This window comes from Neorhizobium sp. T6_25 (genome assembly GCF_002968555.1).
In the GTDB taxonomy this organism is placed as follows: domain Bacteria; phylum Pseudomonadota; class Alphaproteobacteria; order Rhizobiales; family Rhizobiaceae; genus Neorhizobium.
Genome location: NZ_PVBL01000029.1, coordinates 1 through 19421, shown reverse-complemented (window position 1 = coordinate 19421; position 19421 = coordinate 1). Strand labels below are relative to the sequence as shown.

Sequence of the window (19421 nt, the reverse complement as noted above, 5' to 3'; positions counted from 1 at the left end):
ACGCGCCGTCATCAAGGACGATCTAGTCGTATTCGCAATGCCATATCGTGGCCTCCGTCATGGAGAGATGCTGCTCGTGGGCAAGGCGCATATGTTCCTGGTTTGTTCGATATGTCAAGTGCCTACCGGTAGCATGATACCGGTCCATTGGCGCCGTCTGCGTTCCGGGATAGCGTTCGGCGAGTGATTCAGGCGGAGTGGCGGCACATGGGCGAAGGCGACAAGGGCTATGAGATAGGCGGACTCCCCGTCTGGTATCATCCCCTGAGGTACGATGTCTGGTTCCGTCTCGGAGATGTCCAGCGAGCGAACCTGCGGGAGCGTGTCCGGGCCGAAATGACGAAGGCCGGAGGAGACATCAGCGAAGTTGCCGCCGAGAAGCAATATATCAAGGCCGAGTACGCCGATCGCCGCAAGCGGGGGAACGAGGATCTTCCGGGCTTCCTCAGGCAGATACGAAACCATCACCTCGAGAACGGCGGTGTCATCCTCGACATGGCACAGATCGGGCCGCACCTCGAAGCTACATGGGCCGACGGGATCACCCTCAAGAATCTCATCCCGTGGCGAACTGGGGTTTTCTGCCATGTCGGCGAGACCCTGGAATACGACAAGGACAATCCCGCCTCGCTGATCGAGGGCTTCTACCTGACGCATACGGACAGCCCGGTTCGCGGCTGGCTGCTGACCTTCGTGACGAACTATCCGGAGTGGGATCAGCGGGAACACCACATGCCGGGTCAGACGCGGGCGAACTTCAATCGTTTCATCGCGTTCACGATCCCCGAGGATGCGGACGTCGCGAAGCTGAACTACAAGAAGCTCGACGTCATCGGCGACAAGATGCTCGCGCAAAATGCCAGTCTCTGGCACCTTGCCCGCCTGGCGACGAACGCGCTGCTGTATCTCGCCCGCGCGCGCCCTGACATCCAGGGGACGATGTCTTCGCTTCGAGTGGAGACCGCCGGAACAAAGCGGACCGAGATCTACGAGTGCGGGTGCGATGAAGTCGACACGAACATCGACTGGTCGAACACCACGCTGATCCCTGGGCGTTGGATCGTCGATGAGGTCGGCGTTGAGGGGAGGCCAATGGTGACGCGGTGGATCCCGCCGAAGGTCGTGTGGCCTGAGAATAAGGATGCCTACCTGGAGGAGGGTGGGAAGGTGCTGGAGTTCCGCCCCAGGCGCTGAAGGACTTTCAGGGGAACAAGGGTTGTTGAAAAACTTTAAGCCTCCTGACGATGTTTTCGGGTGAAGTTGAAATCTTTAAGAATCTCGAGCCTGCTATCGATGACCCACAATCTACACGTCTACGCCGACGGCTCGTTCGATGCCGCTTCCCGCTCCGGAGGCTGGGCCTTTGTGGTCATGGACGGCGACCGCCAAATCTATGTTGCCGCAGGCACCATGGTCGGCCCCTCGAACAACACCTTTGAAGTCCTGTCTGTCGTTCAGGCGGCATCCTGGCTCGAGCGCGAGGCGCTGACGGCGGCCGCGGTGGTCTGGACAGACTCCGCTCACGTGCTCGTGGGTTGCAGCAGGTGGCGGCACATCTGGCGCGGCAACGGCTGGAAGCGGGTGAGGGCGAATTCAAATGAAAGACGTCGGCTGATCCCGGATGTGGAGCTCTGGCGAGAACTCGATAGATTTCTGGAGGGGAATCCACAGGTCAGGGTTCATTTGTGCAAGGGGCACTCGGGGATCGCGGGAAACGAGATGGCCGATGAGGCGGCGAGGGCGGCCTTAGTCAATCGGAGTCCCGCGCTTGCATAGAAGACCCGAAGCTCACGTCGTTACGGTCCCAGCCTAAACCATTGCTGCTGCCGTACCACTCCTTAGGAAAGCCGAGAAGGCCTGTTCTGTCAGCGACAAGGTCGCCTTCACCTATTCAATCCACATTCTGAGCGCGTGTGCAATGTTGCCGCCCCACGCCAAATTCAAGCGGCGTTTTCACCGCCAAGTGCCTTACTGCTTCCTCGCGATAGATACCGCCTAGCGGCGAGATGTTCGTTGTTGTCATAACCTCCTCCCTATTTGCTTCGGACTCTCGGCGCGCTCAATCGCACCAAAAGATCCGTCCTTCTCGAATCCAGAAGTGGGACTTGCACCCAGACTTTCGCCATACCGACGGATGAAGCGACGGCTGCCCGGCTTCGTTGATGTTGATGTCCCACCTCGGGCGGGTGCCCTCAAGGATCATCATTTCGATCCGTTCGCCACAGCCACAGGGGCACCGCATGCCGACACTCCAGTCATCACCGTCGTCGCGGGTCAAAACAAGATCACGGGCAGGAAGAACGTCAGGCAGCGCGACTCCGTCGACGATCACCAGGCGGCGGGCAGGTCCGTACTTGTCCCAGATGCGGCGAAACCATCTCATGATATTCATGCCGCGTCCTTCCGTGGTCTGCGGAAGAGCGGCAGCCCAAGCAGCGGCTCGGCGGCGCCGCGACCGAGAAGCGCGCTGTCGCCACGTTCGAAATCGTCTTCCGAGAAAGGATCCTCGTCGCAGGCCGCCAGGCTGAACGCGACGCGCGCATAGTTGCGGTTGGCTTCCTGTCGGAACGGATAGGCCCGAGCGATGAACTCGTTCATCATGGCAGATGCCGCCCGCATGTTCAGCGTGATCACCGACGGCGCCTCCTCAAGGATTCCCTTGATGTAGCCTGCCTCAAGTTCGGCACGGAAAGCGTTGGGGTCGGTGCGCTGTAGGTATTCGGCGCGCAGGCTTTCCTGCGTGTACACACCGCGGTCGGCAAGGGTGGAGCCGCCGGGCTGCACGTAGTCGATGCGGCCGCTGACATCGGCAATGGCGACATTGCCGCCGTCGAGGCCGGGTCTCGTCATTCGTTACGCGTTCCTCTGGAGCAGCGAGGAAGATCGCGGCTCAGTGGAGGCGGGCAAGGATCGTCCCTGCGCCATAGTTGTCGCCGCCTACAACCAGGCAGGCGCGATCCAGACGATTGTGGCGCCGGTGACGCATTCGCCGCCTCATGGCGACAATCCGAAGTCCTCGCTGGAAATACCTGCTGCGGTCTGCAGAAGCCTCGGCTTCGACGAAGGCCGTCATTGGCTGCGGCTGGATGAACTCAACCGGTTCCTGTGGCCCGGCTACGACCTGAGACCGCGTCCGGACGATCCAAGCCGTTGGGACTATGGCATGCTCCCGAAGGAATTCTTCGAGCAGATACGCGGCCGCATCATCGACCTGGATCGCGAGCGGAAGAACAGGATCATGAAGCGGGACTAGGTTCCGCCGTCCGCCCATTCGCCCGCCGCACCAGCCCCACCAGCATCAGCACCAATACCAGCGAGATTGCCGAGAGCACGGCGCCGGTCACAAGCGCCGCGGTGACGCCGGCGCGGTCGAGGATGGCGGTGAAGATGACCGGGGCGGCGGCAGTGGCAAGGTTCTGCGGCAGCGACAGGCGGGCCGATTGCAGGCCGAATTCGCGCGGCGAGAAGAGCGACAGCGGCAGGAGTGCACGGGCGACTGCGAGCACGCCGGTGCCGAAGCTGTAGAGCAGCATGAAGACCACCAGCACCGGGGCAGAGGACGTGACGGTCGCGGTGAGCAGGAAACTGAACAGGATCAGGCCGGTGCCGACGAGCGATGTGAGCAGCGCATTGCCGCGTCTGCCGAGAGCCATGTCGACGAAGCGGGCCGAAACGCCGATCGCGCCCCGCGCCGAGCCGAGCTGCAGCGCAAGCGCCGGCGAGGCGCCGGCCTGTTGCAGCAGGGCCAGCAGCGAGGGCGACAGGCCGAAGCTGATGAACGAGCTGATCGCCGTCGCCGCCGCCACCAGGAAAAAGGCGCGACGGCGTTCCGGCGGCGTGAAATCGACAGGGACCGTATCCGTGGCTTGGGTCTGCTCGTTGCGGTCGATCGGTTTGGGAAGACCGAACAGATAGAGCGGCAGACAGATGAAGAGCTGCAGCAGGGCCGAGAATACGAACGTCATCCGCCAGCCGACGAGATCGTTCATCAGCGCCAGGAGCGGCCAGAAAATGGTCGCCGAAAGCCCGGTGAACAGCATCAGGATGGCGATGATGCGCTTGCCGTCCAGCCCCTCGCGCTCGACGACCGCCGTATAGGCCGGCGCCGACAGGCCGAGCGCGCCGCCGACGCCGATGACGATCCACGCAAGTCCGTAGACCAGGATCTCGTGGGCGCTCGCGAGCAGCAGCAGGCCGATCGCGAAGATGACGGATGCGCCGGCCATGACTTTTGCGGCACCATGGCTGCCGAGCAGCCGCCCGGTGGCGGGACCGGCAAGCGCGCTCACCAGCATCATGATCGACAGGCCGAAGAAGACGACCTCGTTCGGGAGGTCGAGTTCCGGCGCGACGATGCGGCCCATGACCCCGAGCATATCGAAGGTCGTGCCCCAGGAAATGATCTGGGTGACGGCGAGCACGGCGATCGTCTGCGCCGAGCGCAGCGGGAGAATTTTGGGCATGGCGGCGGGAGGCATTCGCGAAAGGGATGGTTGAGCGCCCGATGCTCTAGCACCGCTTTTTACGGTGCGGAAGCGACAAACGGATAACAGCGGAAAGGACTTCCACATGGTGGCGCAGAAGGGCAAGGACCTGCTCTTGAAGATCGACAATGACGGCGCGTTCCTGACGGTGGCGGGATTGCGCTCGAAGCGCCTCGCCTTCAATGCCGAGACCATCGACATCACCGATGCCGAAAGCGCCGGACGCTGGCGTGAGCTTCTGGGTGGCGCCGGCGTGCAGCGCGCTTCTCTGACCGGCGCCGGCATTTTCAAGGACCAGGAAAGCGATGCGCTGGTGCGGGCGGCGTTCTTTGCCGGCAGCATTCTGGCCTGGCAGATCCTGATCCCGGCCTTCGGCACGTTGACCGGACCGTTCCAGGTGACGGCGCTCGAATATTCTGGCGAGCACAACGGCGAGATCCGCTTTGAACTGGCGTTGGAATCAGGCGGCAGCCTGACCTTCGGAGTGCTGTGATGGCTGGCGCACACGCGAACCGCAGGCGCGGCGAGGTGGAGGCGGTGATCGACGGCGACCGCCGCATTCTCTGCCTGACGCTCGGCGCATTGGCGGAACTGGAAACGGCGTTTTCCGTCAGCGACCTCAACGGGCTGGCGGACCGGTTTTCTTCCGGGCGGCTGAGGGCGGCGGACATGATCCGGCTAATCGGTGCCGGCCTGAGGGGCGGGGGCAATCTGCTCTCCGCCGACGAGGTGGCGGCGATGAGTATCGAGGGCGGAATTTTAGGTTATGCGCGGATCGTCGGCGATCTGCTGACGGCGACGTTTGGGGCGCCGGGCGGGGAGGCCGCGGCAAACCCTTGAGTGCCGCAGCGGGAATCGGACCAGTCGCAGCAGGAACTTCGAGTGGGTTCTCTGCCGCGACTGCGATCGAAGAGGCGAGGCGACCGTTTCCCTGGGATGCGGTGATGCATGCCGGGCTCTGCCTGCTGCGGCTTCCGCCGAGGGATTTCTGGGCGCTGACGCCAGTCGAGTTTTTGGCCATGACCGGCGGGATGAGGGGACGTGGCGCAGGTCTGGAGAAGGCGGGGTTGGACGCGCTGATGCAGGCGTTTCCGGATAGGTGAGTTAGGGCCGCGACGACAAAACGGGAGTCCACCATGGAAGACGACAATAGTTTGGCCGGCACCCTGTCCGGCGCGGAGGCGCTGACCGGGGCGCTCAGGTCCGCGACGACAGGCGGGCGCGGGCTTGAGGACGTACTCAAGGGGCTCGGCAACCGGCTTTCGGACATCGCGCTGGCCGCTGGCCTCAAACCGCTCGAAAATATGCTGGGCAATGCGATCGGCGGGCTTGTCGGGTCGGTGACGCCGTTTGCCGACGGTGGTGTCGTGCGCTCCCCGAGCTTCTTTCCGATGGGCGGCGATATGGGCCTGATGGGCGAGGCGGGGGCGGAAGCGATCCTGCCGCTCAGGCGCGGGCCGGACGGCGCGCTCGGCGTTGCGGCGGCAGGCGGGCCCACGCCGCAGATCGTCTTCAACGTGACGGCGAGCGACGCCGCGAGCTTTCGGAAAAGCGAAGGGCAGATTTCCGCCATGCTGGCGCGCAGTGTTTCGCGCGGACGGCGCGGCCTGTGACGATGTTGCGAGGATGAGATGAGCGGTTTTCACGAGGTTCGGTTTCCGTTGCGCCTGGCGCTCGGGGCAACCGGCGGGCCGGTGCGGCACACCGATATCGTCAATCTTTCCAACGGGCGCGAGCAGCGTAACCAGCGCTGGAGGGATTCAAGGCGCAGCTATGATGCCGGCTCGGGGGTGAAGTCGCTCACCGATCTTTATGCGGTGCTGGAATTTTTCGAGGCGCGGGGCGGGCAGCTTTACGGCTTTCGGTTCCGCGATCCGATCGACTGGAAATCCTGCGCGCCGGGCGAGACGGTATCGGCGACCGATCAGGCGGTCGGCACGGGCGACGGGGAGACCGCGGCATTCCAGCTCGTCAAGACCTACGCGGATGGCGCGGGGAGCTGGACGAGGCGGATCGCCAAGCCGGTCACAGGCTCGGTCGTGGTGTCGGTGGACGGCGTCGCAGTACCGGCGGAGGTCTGGTCCGTCGATGCGGCAACGGGGATCGTTACCTTTGCCGCCGGGCATGTTCCGCCGGTCGGGGCGGCGGTGCGGGCGGGTTACGAGTTCGACGTGCCGGTGCGGTTCGACACGGACCGGATCGACGTCAACCTCGCGCATTTCGATGCCGGGCATATTCCGACCATTCCGCTGACGGAGGTTTTGGCATGAGAACGGTACCGGCTGATCTGGCCGAACATCTGGCGCGGGAGACGACGACCACCTGCCATGCATGGCGGGTGACGCGGCGTGACGGGGCGGTGCTGGGATTTACCGAACATGACCACGACCTCACATTTGACGGCACGACCTTCCTTGCGGCGAGCGGCTTTTCGGCAAGCGAGGCAGAAGCGGCAACGGGGCTTTCGGCGGGTGCCGACGAGGTGGCCGGCGGGTTTTCGAGTGCGGCGATCCGCGAGCAGGATCTGGCGACCGGCAGGTATGACGGTGCGCGGGTGGAGCTGTTTCTCGTCAACTGGGTGGCGGCGGACCAGCATGTGCTCTTGAACGTGCGGGAGATCGGCGAGGTTTCCCGCGCCGGCGGGCAGTTTCGCGCAGAGCTGCGCAGTCTGGCGCATCGGCTGAGCCAGCCGCAGGGGCGCGTCTATAATCGGCGCTGTGACGCAAGTCTTGGGGATGCCCGTTGTGGTGTGGACCTTGATCTGTGGCGCGGCGAAGGGGCGGTAATCGCGGTAAAGGATGCCAGCCGGATTGTCGTCTCGGGCCTCGGCAGTTTCGCGAGCGATTTCTTTCGGCAGGGCGTGCTGACGTTTGCGGGCGGCGTGGCGGTCGATGTCGATGCGCATGAAAAGAGCGCGGACGGTTCGGCGGAGCTGACTTTCTGGTTGCCGCTGGAGCAGCCGGTTGCGGCGGGCCATACGTTCACGGTGACCGCGGGGTGCGACAAGTCGTTTGCGACCTGCAAGAGGCGCTTTGCCAACCATCTGAATTTTCGCGGCTTCCCACATGTCCCGGGCGCCGATTTCGCCTATTCCTATGCCGACGGGGAGCGGGTCCACGACGGGGGCCCGATCTTCCAATGAGCGGGCAAAGCGAGCGCGTCGTGGCGCTGGCCGAGGGATGGATCGGCACACCCTACCGGCATCAGGGCGCAACGAAGGGCGTCGGCTGCGATTGCATCGGGCTCATCCGCGGGATCTGGCGCGAGCTTTACGGCGAGGAGCCGGAGACGGTGCCGGCCTATGCGCCCGATTGGGCGGAGCGAAGCGGCGAAGACCGGCTCGCGGACGCGGCCTTACGGCTGTTCGGGCCGGCAATGCAGATGAGTGAGGCAGAGCCTGGCGACGTCCTGCTGTTCCGCTGGCGGCCGGATTGTGCGGCGAAACACGCCGGGGTGCTGGCCGGGCCGCAGCATTTCATCCATGCCTATGAGCAATCGGCGGTGACGCGTTCGGCGCTGGTGCCATCGTGGCGGCGGCGGGTTGCGGGGGTGCACCGGTTTCCGACGCGAACTTGAAAAAATCCCGGCTTGGGTTATCTTCTGGAGTGGTGAGCGGAGTTGCTGCTCCGCTCACCGTTTTGCTTATCTGTTGAAATTGATCCGGACGGCGATTGACCAGCTCGTCCGGGTCACCTCCAAGATAGGCGTAATGCCAATCGGCCTGAGCCTCATAACATTACCTCCATTTTCGAGAGCAAGGCCCTTGCCTGGGTCGGCGTGGCCTATCCTCGCCGATACGCCGGCTGGCGCGGCGCGTGCTGCTTCTGCTCCCGAATTTTCTAACGCTATCACAATCTGAGCGAGCATCCAGTGGCAGCGCTGGGCGGCGGCGAGGTATTTCCATGGCCACTATCCTTTTCCAGGCGGCGGGTGCGGCGCTCGGCAGTGTGTTCGGTCCGGTCGGTGCGATCATCGGGCGGGCGGCGGGGGCGCTGGCCGGCAGCATGGTCGATCGGGCGCTGATCGGCGGCAGCGGCACGACCACCTCCGGGCCTCGTCTTGCGACTGCACGCATCCCGGGTGCGGACGAGGGTACGGCGATCAGCCGCATCTACGGGACGGCGCGGATCGGCGGCACGCTGATCTGGGCGACGCGTTTCGAGGAGGAGGTGACGCGCGAGCGCTCCGGCGGCAAGGCGACCACCGGGCCGCGGGTGGAGACGTTCCGCTATTTCGCAAATCTGGCGGTCGGGCTCTGCGAGGGGCCGATCGCCGGGGTGCGGCGGGTCTGGGCCGATGGACGTGAGCTCGATCTGACGGCGATCGAGATGCGGGTCTATCGTGGCGACGGGGAGCAATTGCCCGATCCGCTGATCGAGGCGAAGCAGGGCGAGGGCAATGCGCCGGCCTATCGCGGTCTGGCCTATGTCGTGTTCGAACGGCTGCCGCTTGACAGTTTCGGCAATCGCATCCCGCTCCTGCAGTTCGAGGTGCTGCGGCCGGTCGGTAGGCTCGAACGCCAGATACGCGCCGTGACAATCACGCCGGGCGCGACCGAACATGGTTATGCGACGGTGCCGGTGACGGAGAAGACCGGCGAAGGCAGCGCGCGCATTCTCAATCGCCACACGCTCGCATCCGGAACCGACTGGCAGTCGTCGCTCGACGAGCTGCAGGCGCTCTGCCCGAACCTCGAGCGGGTGGCGCTGGTGGTCTCCTGGTTCGGGACGGATCTCAGGGCGGGGCATTGCCGGATCGTGCCGGGTGTCGAAGTGCCCGAGCGGTGGGAGGAAAGCGCGCAGTGGTCCGTGGTCGGGATATCGCGCGGCGGGGCACATCTGGTGAGCCAGCTCAGCGGGCCGGCTTTCGGCGGCACGCCGAACGATGCGAGCGTGGCGCAGGCAATCGCCGACCTCAAGGCGCGTGGGCTGAAGGTCTATCTCTATCCGTTCGTGATGATGGATATTCCGCCCGGCAATGGCCGGCCGGATCCCTATGGCGGGGTGGAGCAGGCCGCCTTTCCCTGGCGCGGGCGGATCACCTGTTTCCCGTTGTCGTCGGATAGGACTGCGGCTGCGCGGGCGCAGGTGCAGGCTTTCAGCGCGGGTTCCGAGGGATACCGGCGCATGGTGCTGCATTATGCTGGCCTGGCGGCAGCCACGGGCGGGGTCGACGGTTTCATCCTCGGCTCGGAGCTGCGCGGGCTGACGCAATTGCGCGACGAGACGGGGACCTTTCCTTTCGTGCAGGAACTGGTTGGGCTTGCAGCGAATGTGCGGGCGATCGTCGGGCCGGGGACGAAGCTCACCTATGGCGCCGACTGGAGCGAATATTTCGGCTATCACCCACAGGACGGTTCGGGCGAGGTGCATTTCCACCTCGATCCGCTCTGGGCTTCGGCGGATATCGATGCGGTCGGCATCGACAACTACATGCCGCTCGGCGATTGGCGCGACGAGGATCTTGTCGCGGACTATCCGGATGGCTTTCGGCTTGCGGACGACGGCCAAGCGATGGCGGCGCAGATCGCTGCCGGCGAGGGTTTCGATTGGTATTATGCGAGCGATCAGGACCGGCGGAACCGGGTGCGGTCGCCGATAGAAGACGGGCTGGCGGGCAAGCCGTGGATCTATCGTTACAAGGATCTCTTGGGCTGGTGGTCCAACCGGCATCATGACCGTGTGGGCGGCGCAGAGAATACAACGCCCACGGCCTGGGTGCCCGGCATGAAGCCGATCTGGTTTACCGAACTCGGGTGCCCCGCGGTCGACAAGGGCGCCAATCAGCCGAACGTCTTTACCGACCCGAAATCGACCGAAAGCGCTCTGCCGTATTTTTCGAGCGGCGGGCGGTCGGACAGCATGCAGCGGCGGTTCCTGGAGGCGCATCATGGCTGGTGGCAGGGCGACACGGCGCCGACCGGCATGGTCGATCCAGGCCACGTCTTTGTCTGGACCTGGGATGCCCGGCCTGTTCCGGCTTTTCCGGGCGATCTTTCGACGTGGATCGATGGCAGCAACTGGCGCACCGGCCATTGGCTCAATGGCCGGCTGGGAGGAACCACGCTCGCCGATGCCATCGCCGCGATCCTGACCGAACATGGTTTTGAAGATTTCGACGTTTCGGAAGTGAGCGGCGGCCTGACTGGCTACGTGCAGGGCGAGGTGACCTCCGCGAGGGCGCTTCTGGAGCCACTGCTCGAGGTCTTTCAGGTGGATGTCGCCGAAGACGGCGGCAGGCTGCGCTTCAGGTCGCGGTTGACGGCGAGCCTTGCGGCGAAGGAGATCGCCGTCATTGCCGATATCGAGGATGAGCCGCTGTGGTCGGAGAACCGGGGCCATGACAGCGATTTTGCGGCGGAGGCGGTGCTGACCTCCTACAATCCGAGCCTGGACTACGAACAGGCGGGCGTGCGGTCGCGGCGGGCGCGGGCGGAAAGCCAGCGCACCCTCAGCTACGACCTGCCGGCCGTGCTGCCGGAGGAAACGTCGCTCGGTGCGGTCGAGACGCTGCTGCGCACGCACAGGGTCGCGAGGCGGTCGTTGAGTTTTGCGCTTTCGCCGGCGGATATTGCCGTCGAGCCCGGCGATGCGGTGCGGCTGGCTCTGCCGGATGCCGCTGGCCCGAAGGGGACGTTCATCGTCGAACGGATCGAAGAGGGCGCGGCGCGGCGGATCGAGGCCCGGCACCATGCGCCGCTCGCGCCGCTGAATTATGCTCTCGGCGAGGGGCACAGGAATGGCGGTAGCGCCGTCTCCGATGCCTTTGCACCTGTACTGCACTTCCTCGATCTGCCGCGGTTTACGTCCGGCGAGGCAGCGAGCTTCGCCCGCGTTGCGGGCTTCTGCCGGCCGTGGCGGCGGATGGCGTTATCCTCCTCCGTCACGACGGAAGGATATCGCACGCGCTCAGTGCTCGACCGGCCGGCAAGGGTCGGCGTTCTGGCGGCGCCGCTTTCGGGCGGCGTGATCGGGCGCTTCGATCGTGGTCCGACCATGGAGATCGAACTGTTTTTCGGCGGGTTATCGTCGGCGGACGAGCAGGCGGTGCTGAATGGCGAAAACCGTATTGCCGTGAAAGCGCAGAACGGCGCCTGGGAAGTGGTCGGATTTGCCGCAGTCGAAGAGACCAGCCCGAATCGCTGGGCGCTGTCGAACCTGTTGCGCGGGCTGGCGGGTACCGAGGATGCCATGTTGGCGGGCGCCGCGGCGGGTGCAGCCGTCGTCGTGCTCGACGAAGCCGCTGTGCCGCTGGGACTGTCGGCGGAGGAGCGTGGCCTGGCCATGAACTGGCTGGCGGAAAGCCTGGGGCAGGCGGGAGGACGTTCCGGCCCGCATGGATTTGCGGGAGGCATGCGCGCCGAGGCGCCGCTTTCGCCGGTCCATATCCGCGGCGAGCGGCAGGTCGGCGGCGATGCCCGGTTGACCTGGGTGAGGCGTGGCCGGGTCGAGGCGGACAATTGGGACGGGATAGAGATCCCTCTGGATGAGCCGGAGGAGCGCTACCGGCTCGAGGTGCTGCACGGTGCCGTCGTCAGGCGCTCGGTCGAGGTGACGGAACCCGCTTTCAACTATCCGGCGGGCGACGAGATTGCCGATTTCGGCGGTATCCAATCGAGCCTTTCGTTGCGGGTCCGGCAGATGGGCCGGGCGGTCCCGCTCGGCGTCCCCGCCGAGGCGGTCGTTGTATTCTAGGTTGAAACAAGGAGATGAAGCATGGATGGCATGAAGGTGTGGTATCAGTCGAAAACGGTCTGGGGCGGGTTGATTGCGGTCGCCGCCTCGCTTCTGCAAGTCATGGGTATCCAGCTCGGAGCGGATGTCCAGGCAGACCTCGCAGAGCTTGCGGTGACGCTGGCGGGGGCTGCCGGCGGGTTTTTCGCGATCTACGGTCGTATCGCGGCCCAGACCGGAATCAGGGGAAAATAGCCCGATGAAGGAAAGCATTACGGACCATTCATTTGCCATTCAGCCGCCTTTGGCTACATAATCCATCACATGCTTTGGACATGAATCCTGTTTGTCTTGTGAGTGGAAATTGTAACCATGGCGCGACTGCCAATCATCGCGATACTGACCGCCGGCCTTGCCGGTTTCGCCGGCTTTTTGCCGGAAAAGGTCGCTGCGCGTGATTATCTCGTCCTTGTCGCAGGGGATTGCGGCTCGGCGGCGTCTCGCGTGGTGCGGGAAACCGGCGGCCAGCTTCTTTCCGCTCAGCCCTCCTCCGATGGCCAGACCTGTGTCGTGACGGTGCTCGTCCAAGGCGATGGCAATCAAAGACCGCGCAAGGTAACCGTCAGGGTTCCGATGTAAGGCGGCTCCGGCGGCGATCAGCCGGCGGCATATCATTCGAGGGGCGGTGCATGCGCATTCTGGTGGTCGAAGACGATGTCAATCTCAACCGGCAGCTTTCCGACGCCCTGAAGGAGTCGGGTTATGTCGTCGACCAGGCCTTCGACGGCGAGGAAGGCCATTATCTGGGCGAAACCGAGCCTTATGACGCGGTGATCCTCGATATCGGCCTGCCGGTCATGGACGGCATCACCGTCGTCGAGAAATGGCGTGCCGGAGGCAAGGGCATGCCGGTTCTGATGTTGACCGCCCGCGACCGCTGGAGCGACAAGGTGGCGGGCATCGATGCCGGTGCCGACGACTATGTCGCCAAACCCTTCCATGTGGAGGAAGTGCTGGCCCGCGTACGGGCGCTGATCCGCCGGGCGGCGGGGCATTCATCCTCCGAAATCGTCTGCGGGCCCGTGCGGCTCGATACCAAGGCTTCCAAGGCGAGCGTCGAAGGCGTCGCCCTGAAGCTCACCTCGCACGAATTCAGGCTGCTGTCCTACCTGATGCATCACATGGGGCAGGTCGTTTCCCGCACCGAGCTTGTGGAGCATATGTATGATCAGGATTTCGACCGCGATTCCAATACGATCGAAGTTTTCGTGGGCCGGCTTCGCAAGAAGCTCGGTGTCGACCTCATCGAGACGGTCCGCGGGCTCGGCTACAGGATGCAAGCGCCAAACGATGCGCCCTAAATTCCGGATGATCGGACCAAGATCGCTGACTGCCCGCGTGCTGCTTCTAGCCACGTTGTGGTCGGCGCTGGCTCTGGTCGTCATTTCGATCGTCATCTCGCAGCTCTACCGGCAATCGGCAGAACGCGCCTTCACCGATCTCCTGCGCGCCCAGCTTTATAACGTCATCAACTCGATCACGATCGGTGACGACAACAAGCTCGCCGGCAGCCCTCAGCTCGGCGACCTGCGCTTCTCGCAGCCCGAGACCGGCTGGTACTGGATCATCGAGCCGCTCGGGACCTTTGCGGCGACGCCGCTGTCCTCCTCCTCGCTCGGGACCTCGAACATCAGCGTTCCGTCGATCCTGGCGGTACCCTTCAACAATCGCTACGAGCGCTTCTACCCCGCGATCGACGCCTACAAGAACCATGTCCTGGTCGCCGAGACCGAGGTCGTACTCGACGGCGAAGGCCGCGCCGCGCGCTTCCGCGTGTCGGGCAATCTCGCCGTTGTCGAAGAGGATATCCAGGCCTTTACCCGCAGTCTCTATATCGCCCTTGCCGTCTTCGGTTTCGGCAGTCTGGTCGTCAACGGTCTGGCGATCCTTTACGGGCTGCAGCCGCTCGACGGCGCGCGGCGCTCGCTCGAAAGGGTGCGGCGCGGCGAGGCGGAGCGGTTGGAAGGCGAGTTTCCGCGCGAAATCATGCCGCTTGCCAGCGACATCAACGCGCTGATCGAAAGCAACCGCCGCATCGTCGAGCGGGCACGCATGCAGGTCGGCAATCTCGCCCATTCGCTGAAGACGCCGATCGCGGTTCTGCTCAACGAATCGCGTGCCGTCGAAAAGGTGCAGTCGGACATGGTGCGGTCGCAGGCGGAGGGAATGCAGGCGCAGGTGCAATCCTACCTGAACCGCGCCCGCATCGCCGCCCAGCGCGAATCGCTGCTCGCCCGGACCGAGCTCGAGCCGGCGCTGGAACGCCTGGTCAGGGTGATGCGGCGGCTCAATCCGGAAAAGCAGTTCCACCTGTCGGTCTTTCCGCCGGGCGTGGCGCTTGCCATGGAACAGCAGGATGTCGAGGAGACGGTCGGCAACCTGCTCGAAAATGCCGCGCGCTTCTGCGAGACCGGCGTCTGGATCACCGCGACGCCCACATCCGGACCTCAATCCGGTGAAGGCGAAACCGCCCGGCGCTCCTGGGTCGAGGTCTCTGTCGAGGACGACGGCCCGGGGCTGGAGCCGGATCAGATTCGCGAGGCGATGAAACGTGGCACGCGCCTCGACGAAAGCAAGCCGGGCGCCGGGCTCGGACTGTCGATCGTGCGCGAGATCACCGGCGAGTACCAAGGTTCGGTCGAACTGACGCGCGGGGCGCGGGGTGGCCTGAGGGCGCAACTTCTGCTTCCGAGCGTCGCCAAGGAAGGTCCGTGATCGTCCGATATTCAGAACGTGGTACAGCGTAACTGTGGCGTAAGGGCAACATCGGCCCATTCCCTGCCATTGCTTTATGGACGGATGGATCGCCTGCTATATCTTTGTCGGAAGAGACATTTCTATATGTCTGCTAATATGCGGGGAGACTGAAAGATCGTCGGATTTGCGTGTTTTCCCAATGACGCCATAATGATGCCATGCCGGGACCTGACCAGTCTCGGCGAGATCTCCGAAGAAAACGAGCCGCGACCGGTTTCCGACACGATGCGATTATTGAGCCTTCGAAATACTGTTTCATCGCTTGTGGTTGCCGGCCTGCTGGCGGGCTGCGGCACGTCTTCAGGAGCGGGGACCGGCGGCACGCGCGGCCTGTTGACACCGCGGCCCTCGCCATCCACATCCTATATTTCCGCGCTGCAGGGCGGCATCGTCGGCCGCAGCGGCGCAACGCTATCGGCAAGCGACCGTTCCCGCGCCCTCGAGGCGGAATATCGCGCTTTGGAAGGGGCGGCCGGCGGCGAGGCAATCACCTGGAAGGGTGACGACGCGAACGGCCAGGTGATCGCCAACGCCCCCTATCAGGTCGGCACTCAGAACTGCCGTCAGTATCGCCATACGGTAACCATGAACGGCCGGGACATGACGGCGCGGGGCGCTGCCTGCCGCAATTCCAACGGCACCTGGACGCCGCTCACCTGATTCGCCTACCGCTTTCCTCTGCGGCCGTTTGACATGGGTCATGGCCGCCAGATCGGATCGGTCCCATATGCAGGTTTGAACTTGCGGCCAAAGGCCTCAAATTCGCGTCAACGCCGGCTGCGCTGTTGGAAAGCGCGGGCCGTTGCAGTATTGGGCCACTATGGTTTTATGGATCATCCTCGCAGCTCTGACGGCGGCCGTTGCGGCAATCCTCATCCTGCCTTTCGCCCGAGCCGCCAAAACAGCATCTGCTGACCGTGCCGGAGAGGTCGCCGTCTATCGCGACCAACTGGCCGAACTGGACCGCGACCGGGCCCAGGGCCTGATCAATGCGGAGGAAGCGGAATACGCCCGCGCCGAAATCGGCCGCCGGCTGTTGGCCGCAGCCGGCGCCGGGGAGGCCAAGGAGATCGCCGCTCCGAAGACGCGAAAATATGCGCTCGCCACCACTGTGGTCACGCTGGTTCCGCCCGTCGTCGGGCTCTGTCTTTACCTGGCGCTCGGCAATCCCGGGCTGCCGGACCAGCCGCTCGAAGCGCGGCTTGCCAATCCCGGCAACAATGTCGCGCTGCTGGTCGCCAAGGCGGAGCGGCATCTGGCCGAAAATCCCAACGACGGCGCCGGCTGGGATCTGCTTGCACCGATCTATTTCCGCTCCATGCGGCTCGGCGATGCCGAGATGGCCTATCGAAATGCGATCCGCATTCTCGGCCCCAATCCCGTCAGGCTCTCGGGGCTTGGTGAAACGCTGGTGGCATCGAATGACGGGATCGTCACCGAGGACGCGCGTTCCGCCTTCGAGCAGGCGGTGAAGCTCGATCCGGACAATCCCCGTTCACGTTTCTATGTCGGCCTCGGTTTCGAACAGGCAGGCAGGGCGGCAGAGGCGAGGGCGCAGTTCGAGACGATTGCCAAGGGTTCGCCGGCCGATGCGCCGTGGATGCAGCTCATCAACCAGCATATCGTCAAGAACGGCGGTACCATCGCGATGGGACAGGACACGGCGCAGGCGCCCGGCAATCCGAGCCAGGCAGATGTGGCGGCGGCCGCAAACATGTCGCAGGGCGATCGGCAGGCGATGATCCGCGGCATGGTCGACAGCCTTGCGGAACGGTTGAGACAGGACCCGAACAATCTCGAAGGCTGGGTGAGGCTGGTGCGCTCCTATTCCGTGCTCGGCGACAAATCCAGGGCCGAGGACGCCTTGAAGAGCGGCCTCAAGCAGTTCCCGTCTTCAGGCGAGCTGGTGGCGCTCGCCAACGAGATGGGGATCACCGTCGAAGGAGTGGCGCAATGACGCGCAAACAGAAACGGCTGGCGGTGATCGCAGGCGGCATGAGCTTCATCCTCGTCGCGGTGCTGCTCGTCATGTTCGCCTTCAGCCAGTCGGTCGCCTATTTCTTCATGCCGGCCGATCTTGCCAAGGCCGACGTCAAACCCGGCACGCGCATCCGGCTCGGCGGGCTGGTGGCCGAAGGATCGGTGAAGCGCGGCCAGGGCTCGACCGTCAGTTTTACGGTGACGGACGGAACCGGCAGCGTGCCGGTCACCTATACGGGCATCCTGCCGGACCTGTTTCGCGAAGGCCAGGGCGTGGTGACCGAAGGCGCGTTCGATGCGGCATCGCGCGGTTTCGTGGCCGACAGCGTGCTCGCCAAGCATGACGAGAATTATATGCCCAAGGAGGTGGCCGACCGGCTGAAGGCGCAGGGCGTCTGGAACGAGGGGCAAGGCAACCAGAGCCAGCCCGCTGGCGCCAAGGGGACGGCAACGAGATGATCATCGAGATCGGCCATTATGCACTTGTTCTGGCGCTCGCAACCGCGCTGATCGTCTCGGTTCTGCCGGTCGTCGGCGCTCGGCGCGGCGATGCCGCGATGATGGCGCTGGCCCCGACCGGCTCGCTGGCGCTGTTCGCGCTCGTGGCCTTTTCATTCGGCGTGCTGACCTGGGCCTATGTGGTTTCGGATTTCTCGGTTGCGAACGTCTGGGAGAATTCCCACTCGCTGATGCCTCTGATCTACAAGTTCTCGGGCGTCTGGGGCAATCACGAAGGCTCGATGCTGCTCTGGCTGCTGATCCTGGTGTTTTTCAGCGCGCTCGTCGCCGTCTTCGGCCGCAATCTGCCGGATACGCTGAGGGCCAATGTTCTGGCCGTTCAGGCTTGGATCTCGACCGCCTTCCTGTTCTTCATCCTCCTGACCTCCAATCCGTTCCTGCGCCTCGATCCGGCGCCGGCCGAGGGACAGGATCTCAATCCGGTGCTGCAGGATTTTGGCCTGGCGGTTCATCCGCCGCTTCTTTACCTCGGTTATGTGGGCTTTTCGGTCTGCTTCTCGTTCGCCGTGGCGGCGCTCGTCGAAGGCCGCATCGATGCCGCGTGGGCGCGCTGGGTGCGGCCGTGGACGCTCGCCGCCTGGACCTTCCTCACCGCCGGCATCGCCATGGGTTCCTACTGGGCCTATTACGAACTCGGCTGGGGCGGCTGGTGGTTCTGGGATCCGGTCGAGAACGCCTCCTTCATGCCCTGGCTCGCGGGCACCGCGCTCCTCCATTCGGCGCTGGTCATGGAAAAGCGCGAGGCGCTGAAGATCTGGACCGTGCTTCTGGCGATCATGACCTTTTCGCTGTCGCTGCTCGGCACCTTCCTGGTGCGCTCGGGCGTGCTGACTTCGGTGCATTCGTTTGCGACCGATCCGACCCGCGGCATCTTCATCCTCTGCATTCTCGGCATCTTCATCGGCGGCGCCTTCGCGCTGTTTGCTTGGCGGGCACCGATGCTGAAGGCCGGCGGCATTTTCGCGCCGATCTCGCGCGAGGGTGCGCTGGTGCTCAACAACCTGATCCTGACGGTGGCGACGGCAACCGTGCTGACCGGTACGCTCTATCCGCTCGTCCTCGAAACGCTGACCGGCGAAAAGATCTCGGTCGGCGCGCCATTCTTCAACATGACCTTCGGCCTGCTGATGCTGCCGCTCCTGGTCGCCGTGCCGTTCGGCCCGGTGCTTGCCTGGAAGCGCGGCGATCTTTTGGGCGCCCTGCAGCGGCTGTATGTTTTCGCCGGCCTGGCGCTGGCTGCGGGCCTTGCCTTCTTCTACATCCAGAACGGCGGGCCTGTGATGGCGATCTTCGGCCTGGTGCTCGGCTTCTGGGGCATGATCGGCGCATTCGCCGACCTCTGGTATCGCGGCAATTTTGCCAAGGTCGGGCTGTCGGTCGGCCTGAAGAGGCTGGCCGGCCTGCCGCGTTCGGTGTTCGGCACGGCGATCGCCCATTTCGGTCTCGGAGTGACGGTGCTCGGCATTTTCGCAGCGACGACCTTCGGCACCGAGACGGTGGTCGAGATGAAGCAGGGTGCTTCCGTCGACGCCGGCGGGTATTCGCTGACCTTTGACGGGCTGCGCGATGCCGTCGGGCCGAACTATACCGAGCAACGCGGACATTTCGCCGTCAGCCGCGGCGGGGTCCAGGTGGCGGATGTCTGGTCGTCGAAACGGCTCTATACGGCGCGGCGCATGCCGACGACGGAGGCCGGCATCCTCACCTTCGGGCTCAGCCAGCTCTATGTCTCGCTCGGCGACGCGATGGAAAGCGGCGGCGTGGTCGTGCGCATCTGGTGGAAGCCGTTCATCCTCTGCATCTGGGGCGGCGCTCTGGTGATGATGGTCGGCGGATTTGTCTCGCTCTCGGACCGGAGACTGCGTGTGGGCGCGCCGAGCCGGAAGGCGAAGCCGGTCAAGGCCAGGTTGGAGGCGGCGGAGTGATGAAGAGCTATGTCGATGAAGAC

22 protein-coding genes are annotated in these 19421 nt (G+C 64.4%); 19 read left to right on the top strand and 3 right to left on the bottom strand.

All coding sequences use genetic code 11. The features are described 5' to 3' along the window. Positions 1-207: 207 nt before the first annotated feature. Positions 208-1194 (top strand): hypothetical protein, encoded by a 987-nt coding sequence (locus C5L10_RS27850; RefSeq protein WP_105432312.1) that lies wholly within the window; start codon positions 208-210, stop codon positions 1192-1194. Between the two features lie 99 nt (positions 1195-1293). Further along, positions 1294-1776, top strand: coding sequence for an RNase H family protein (locus C5L10_RS27845; protein ID WP_105432311.1), 483 nt, complete (start codon positions 1294-1296; stop codon positions 1774-1776). Between the two features lie 283 nt (positions 1777-2059). Here C5L10_RS27845 and C5L10_RS27840 read toward each other — a convergent pair whose 3' ends face one another. Both C5L10_RS27840 and C5L10_RS27835 read right to left on the bottom strand, forming a co-directional pair. Next, positions 2060-2392 carry a DUF6527 family protein gene (locus C5L10_RS27840; RefSeq protein WP_105432310.1) on the bottom strand — a complete coding sequence of 111 codons (333 nt, stop codon included), beginning with the start codon at positions 2390-2392 and terminating at the stop codon, positions 2060-2062. Continuing rightward, the gene (locus C5L10_RS27835) at positions 2389-2850 is read right to left on the bottom strand and encodes a hypothetical protein (protein ID WP_245448220.1); all 462 of its coding nucleotides are present in this window, start codon (positions 2848-2850) and stop codon (positions 2389-2391) included. Before C5L10_RS27835 ends, C5L10_RS27840 begins: the two co-directional genes overlap by 4 nt. On the opposite strand from C5L10_RS27835, the gene C5L10_RS27830 reads away from it, so the two are divergent. After that, positions 2813-3253, top strand: a complete 441-nt coding sequence (locus C5L10_RS27830; protein ID WP_105432309.1) for a hypothetical protein — start codon at positions 2813-2815, stop codon at positions 3251-3253. The genes C5L10_RS27835 and C5L10_RS27830 overlap by 38 nt on opposite strands. Here C5L10_RS27830 and C5L10_RS27825 read toward each other — a convergent pair. Next, positions 3237-4463: an MFS transporter gene (locus C5L10_RS27825; protein ID WP_245448218.1), complete on the bottom strand. Its 1227-nt coding sequence runs from the start codon at positions 4461-4463 to the stop codon at positions 3237-3239. The genes C5L10_RS27830 and C5L10_RS27825 overlap by 17 nt on opposite strands. A 106-nt stretch (positions 4464-4569) precedes the next feature. Between C5L10_RS27825 and C5L10_RS27820 the strand changes: the two genes are divergently transcribed. From C5L10_RS27820 to C5L10_RS27740, 16 genes are all read left to right on the top strand, one after another. After that, on the top strand, positions 4570-4977 hold the full coding sequence (locus C5L10_RS27820) for a phage major tail protein, TP901-1 family (protein ID WP_105432307.1): 408 nt from the start codon (positions 4570-4572) through the stop codon (positions 4975-4977). Further along, the gene (locus C5L10_RS27815; protein WP_105432306.1) at positions 4977-5324 is read left to right on the top strand and encodes a gene transfer agent family protein; all 348 of its coding nucleotides are present in this window, start codon (positions 4977-4979) and stop codon (positions 5322-5324) included. Before C5L10_RS27820 ends, C5L10_RS27815 begins: the two co-directional genes overlap by 1 nt. Before the next feature lie 65 nt (positions 5325-5389). Further along, positions 5390-5587, top strand: coding sequence for a rcc01693 family protein (locus tag C5L10_RS27810; RefSeq protein ID WP_256384741.1), 198 nt, complete (start codon positions 5390-5392; stop codon positions 5585-5587). Positions 5588-5620: 33 nt separating this feature from the next. Then, positions 5621-6097: a phage tail tape measure protein gene (locus tag C5L10_RS27805; RefSeq protein ID WP_105432304.1), complete on the top strand. Its 477-nt coding sequence runs from the start codon at positions 5621-5623 to the stop codon at positions 6095-6097. 18 nt (positions 6098-6115) lie between these two features. Continuing rightward, positions 6116-6754, top strand: coding sequence for a DUF2460 domain-containing protein (locus tag C5L10_RS27800; RefSeq protein ID WP_105432303.1), 639 nt, complete (start codon positions 6116-6118; stop codon positions 6752-6754). Further along, positions 6751-7626 carry a DUF2163 domain-containing protein gene (locus C5L10_RS27795; RefSeq protein WP_105432302.1) on the top strand — a complete coding sequence of 292 codons (876 nt, stop codon included), beginning with the start codon at positions 6751-6753 and terminating at the stop codon, positions 7624-7626. Before C5L10_RS27800 ends, C5L10_RS27795 begins: the two co-directional genes overlap by 4 nt. Beyond that, positions 7623-8060, top strand: coding sequence for an NlpC/P60 family protein (locus C5L10_RS27790; protein ID WP_105432301.1), 438 nt, complete (start codon positions 7623-7625; stop codon positions 8058-8060). The genes C5L10_RS27795 and C5L10_RS27790 overlap by 4 nt, the downstream gene beginning before the upstream one ends. A gap of 326 nt (positions 8061-8386) precedes the next feature. Then, a complete protein-coding gene (locus C5L10_RS27780) occupies positions 8387-12178 on the top strand; it encodes a glycoside hydrolase/phage tail family protein (RefSeq protein WP_105432299.1) in 3792 nt (1263 codons plus the stop codon). A 21-nt stretch (positions 12179-12199) separates the two neighbouring features. Further along, the gene (locus tag C5L10_RS27775; RefSeq protein ID WP_105432298.1) at positions 12200-12412 is read left to right on the top strand and encodes a hypothetical protein; all 213 of its coding nucleotides are present in this window, start codon (positions 12200-12202) and stop codon (positions 12410-12412) included. Between the two features lie 117 nt (positions 12413-12529). Continuing rightward, complete coding sequence (locus C5L10_RS27770) at positions 12530-12796, top strand: hypothetical protein (RefSeq protein WP_037081003.1); 267 nt, start codon at positions 12530-12532, stop codon at positions 12794-12796. A gap of 50 nt (positions 12797-12846) precedes the next feature. Next, entirely contained in the window at positions 12847-13518 is a 672-nt protein-coding gene (locus tag C5L10_RS27765) for a response regulator transcription factor (protein WP_046628321.1), read from the top strand. Positions 13519-13525: 7 nt separating this feature from the next. Further along, entirely contained in the window at positions 13526-14932 is a 1407-nt protein-coding gene (locus tag C5L10_RS27760; RefSeq protein ID WP_046637562.1) for a HAMP domain-containing sensor histidine kinase, read from the top strand. A gap of 267 nt (positions 14933-15199) precedes the next feature. Then, positions 15200-15634 carry a membrane protein gene (locus tag C5L10_RS27755; RefSeq protein WP_046637621.1) on the top strand — a complete coding sequence of 145 codons (435 nt, stop codon included), beginning with the start codon at positions 15200-15202 and terminating at the stop codon, positions 15632-15634. Between the two features lie 160 nt (positions 15635-15794). Further along, the gene (gene ccmI, locus C5L10_RS27750) at positions 15795-16931 is read left to right on the top strand and encodes a c-type cytochrome biogenesis protein CcmI (RefSeq protein ID WP_105432297.1); all 1137 of its coding nucleotides are present in this window, start codon (positions 15795-15797) and stop codon (positions 16929-16931) included. After that, positions 16928-17413, top strand: a complete 486-nt coding sequence (gene ccmE, locus C5L10_RS27745) for a cytochrome c maturation protein CcmE (RefSeq protein WP_046637560.1) — start codon at positions 16928-16930, stop codon at positions 17411-17413. The genes ccmI and ccmE overlap by 4 nt, the downstream gene beginning before the upstream one ends. Further along, complete coding sequence (locus C5L10_RS27740) at positions 17410-19398, top strand: heme lyase CcmF/NrfE family subunit (RefSeq protein WP_105432296.1); 1989 nt, start codon at positions 17410-17412, stop codon at positions 19396-19398. Before ccmE ends, C5L10_RS27740 begins: the two co-directional genes overlap by 4 nt. Positions 19399-19421 lie beyond the last annotated feature (23 nt).

Bases quoted from the DNA above. Each gene is read 5' to 3' on its own strand.
- C5L10_RS27790 (WP_105432301.1), top strand. From the start codon at position 7,623: ATGAGCGGGCAAAGCGAGCGCGTCGTGGCGCTGGCCGAGGGATGGATC.
- C5L10_RS27770 (WP_037081003.1), top strand. From the start codon at position 12,530: ATGGCGCGACTGCCAATCATCGCGATACTGACCGCCGGCCTTGCCGGT.
- C5L10_RS27755 (WP_046637621.1), top strand. From the start codon at position 15,200: ATGCGATTATTGAGCCTTCGAAATACTGTTTCATCGCTTGTGGTTGCC.
- ccmE (WP_046637560.1), top strand. From the start codon at position 16,928: ATGACGCGCAAACAGAAACGGCTGGCGGTGATCGCAGGCGGCATGAGC.
- C5L10_RS27805 (WP_105432304.1), top strand. From the start codon at position 5,621: ATGGAAGACGACAATAGTTTGGCCGGCACCCTGTCCGGCGCGGAGGCG.
- C5L10_RS27760 (WP_046637562.1), top strand. From the start codon at position 13,526: ATGATCGGACCAAGATCGCTGACTGCCCGCGTGCTGCTTCTAGCCACG.
- C5L10_RS27825 (WP_245448218.1), bottom strand. From the start codon at position 4,463: ATGCCCAAAATTCTCCCGCTGCGCTCGGCGCAGACGATCGCCGTGCTC.
- C5L10_RS27780 (WP_105432299.1), top strand. From the start codon at position 8,387: ATGGCCACTATCCTTTTCCAGGCGGCGGGTGCGGCGCTCGGCAGTGTG.
- C5L10_RS27800 (WP_105432303.1), top strand. From the start codon at position 6,116: ATGAGCGGTTTTCACGAGGTTCGGTTTCCGTTGCGCCTGGCGCTCGGG.
- C5L10_RS27795 (WP_105432302.1), top strand. From the start codon at position 6,751: ATGAGAACGGTACCGGCTGATCTGGCCGAACATCTGGCGCGGGAGACG.
- C5L10_RS27830 (WP_105432309.1), top strand. From the start codon at position 2,813: ATGGCGACATTGCCGCCGTCGAGGCCGGGTCTCGTCATTCGTTACGCG.
- C5L10_RS27820 (WP_105432307.1), top strand. From the start codon at position 4,570: ATGGTGGCGCAGAAGGGCAAGGACCTGCTCTTGAAGATCGACAATGAC.
- C5L10_RS27765 (WP_046628321.1), top strand. From the start codon at position 12,847: ATGCGCATTCTGGTGGTCGAAGACGATGTCAATCTCAACCGGCAGCTT.
- C5L10_RS27835 (WP_245448220.1), bottom strand. From the start codon at position 2,850: ATGACGAGACCCGGCCTCGACGGCGGCAATGTCGCCATTGCCGATGTC.
- C5L10_RS27840 (WP_105432310.1), bottom strand. From the start codon at position 2,392: ATGAATATCATGAGATGGTTTCGCCGCATCTGGGACAAGTACGGACCT.
- C5L10_RS27775 (WP_105432298.1), top strand. From the start codon at position 12,200: ATGGATGGCATGAAGGTGTGGTATCAGTCGAAAACGGTCTGGGGCGGG.
- C5L10_RS27845 (WP_105432311.1), top strand. From the start codon at position 1,294: ATGACCCACAATCTACACGTCTACGCCGACGGCTCGTTCGATGCCGCT.
- C5L10_RS27740 (WP_105432296.1), top strand. From the start codon at position 17,410: ATGATCATCGAGATCGGCCATTATGCACTTGTTCTGGCGCTCGCAACC.
- ccmI (WP_105432297.1), top strand. From the start codon at position 15,795: ATGGTTTTATGGATCATCCTCGCAGCTCTGACGGCGGCCGTTGCGGCA.
- C5L10_RS27815 (WP_105432306.1), top strand. From the start codon at position 4,977: ATGGCTGGCGCACACGCGAACCGCAGGCGCGGCGAGGTGGAGGCGGTG.
- C5L10_RS27850 (WP_105432312.1), top strand. From the start codon at position 208: ATGGGCGAAGGCGACAAGGGCTATGAGATAGGCGGACTCCCCGTCTGG.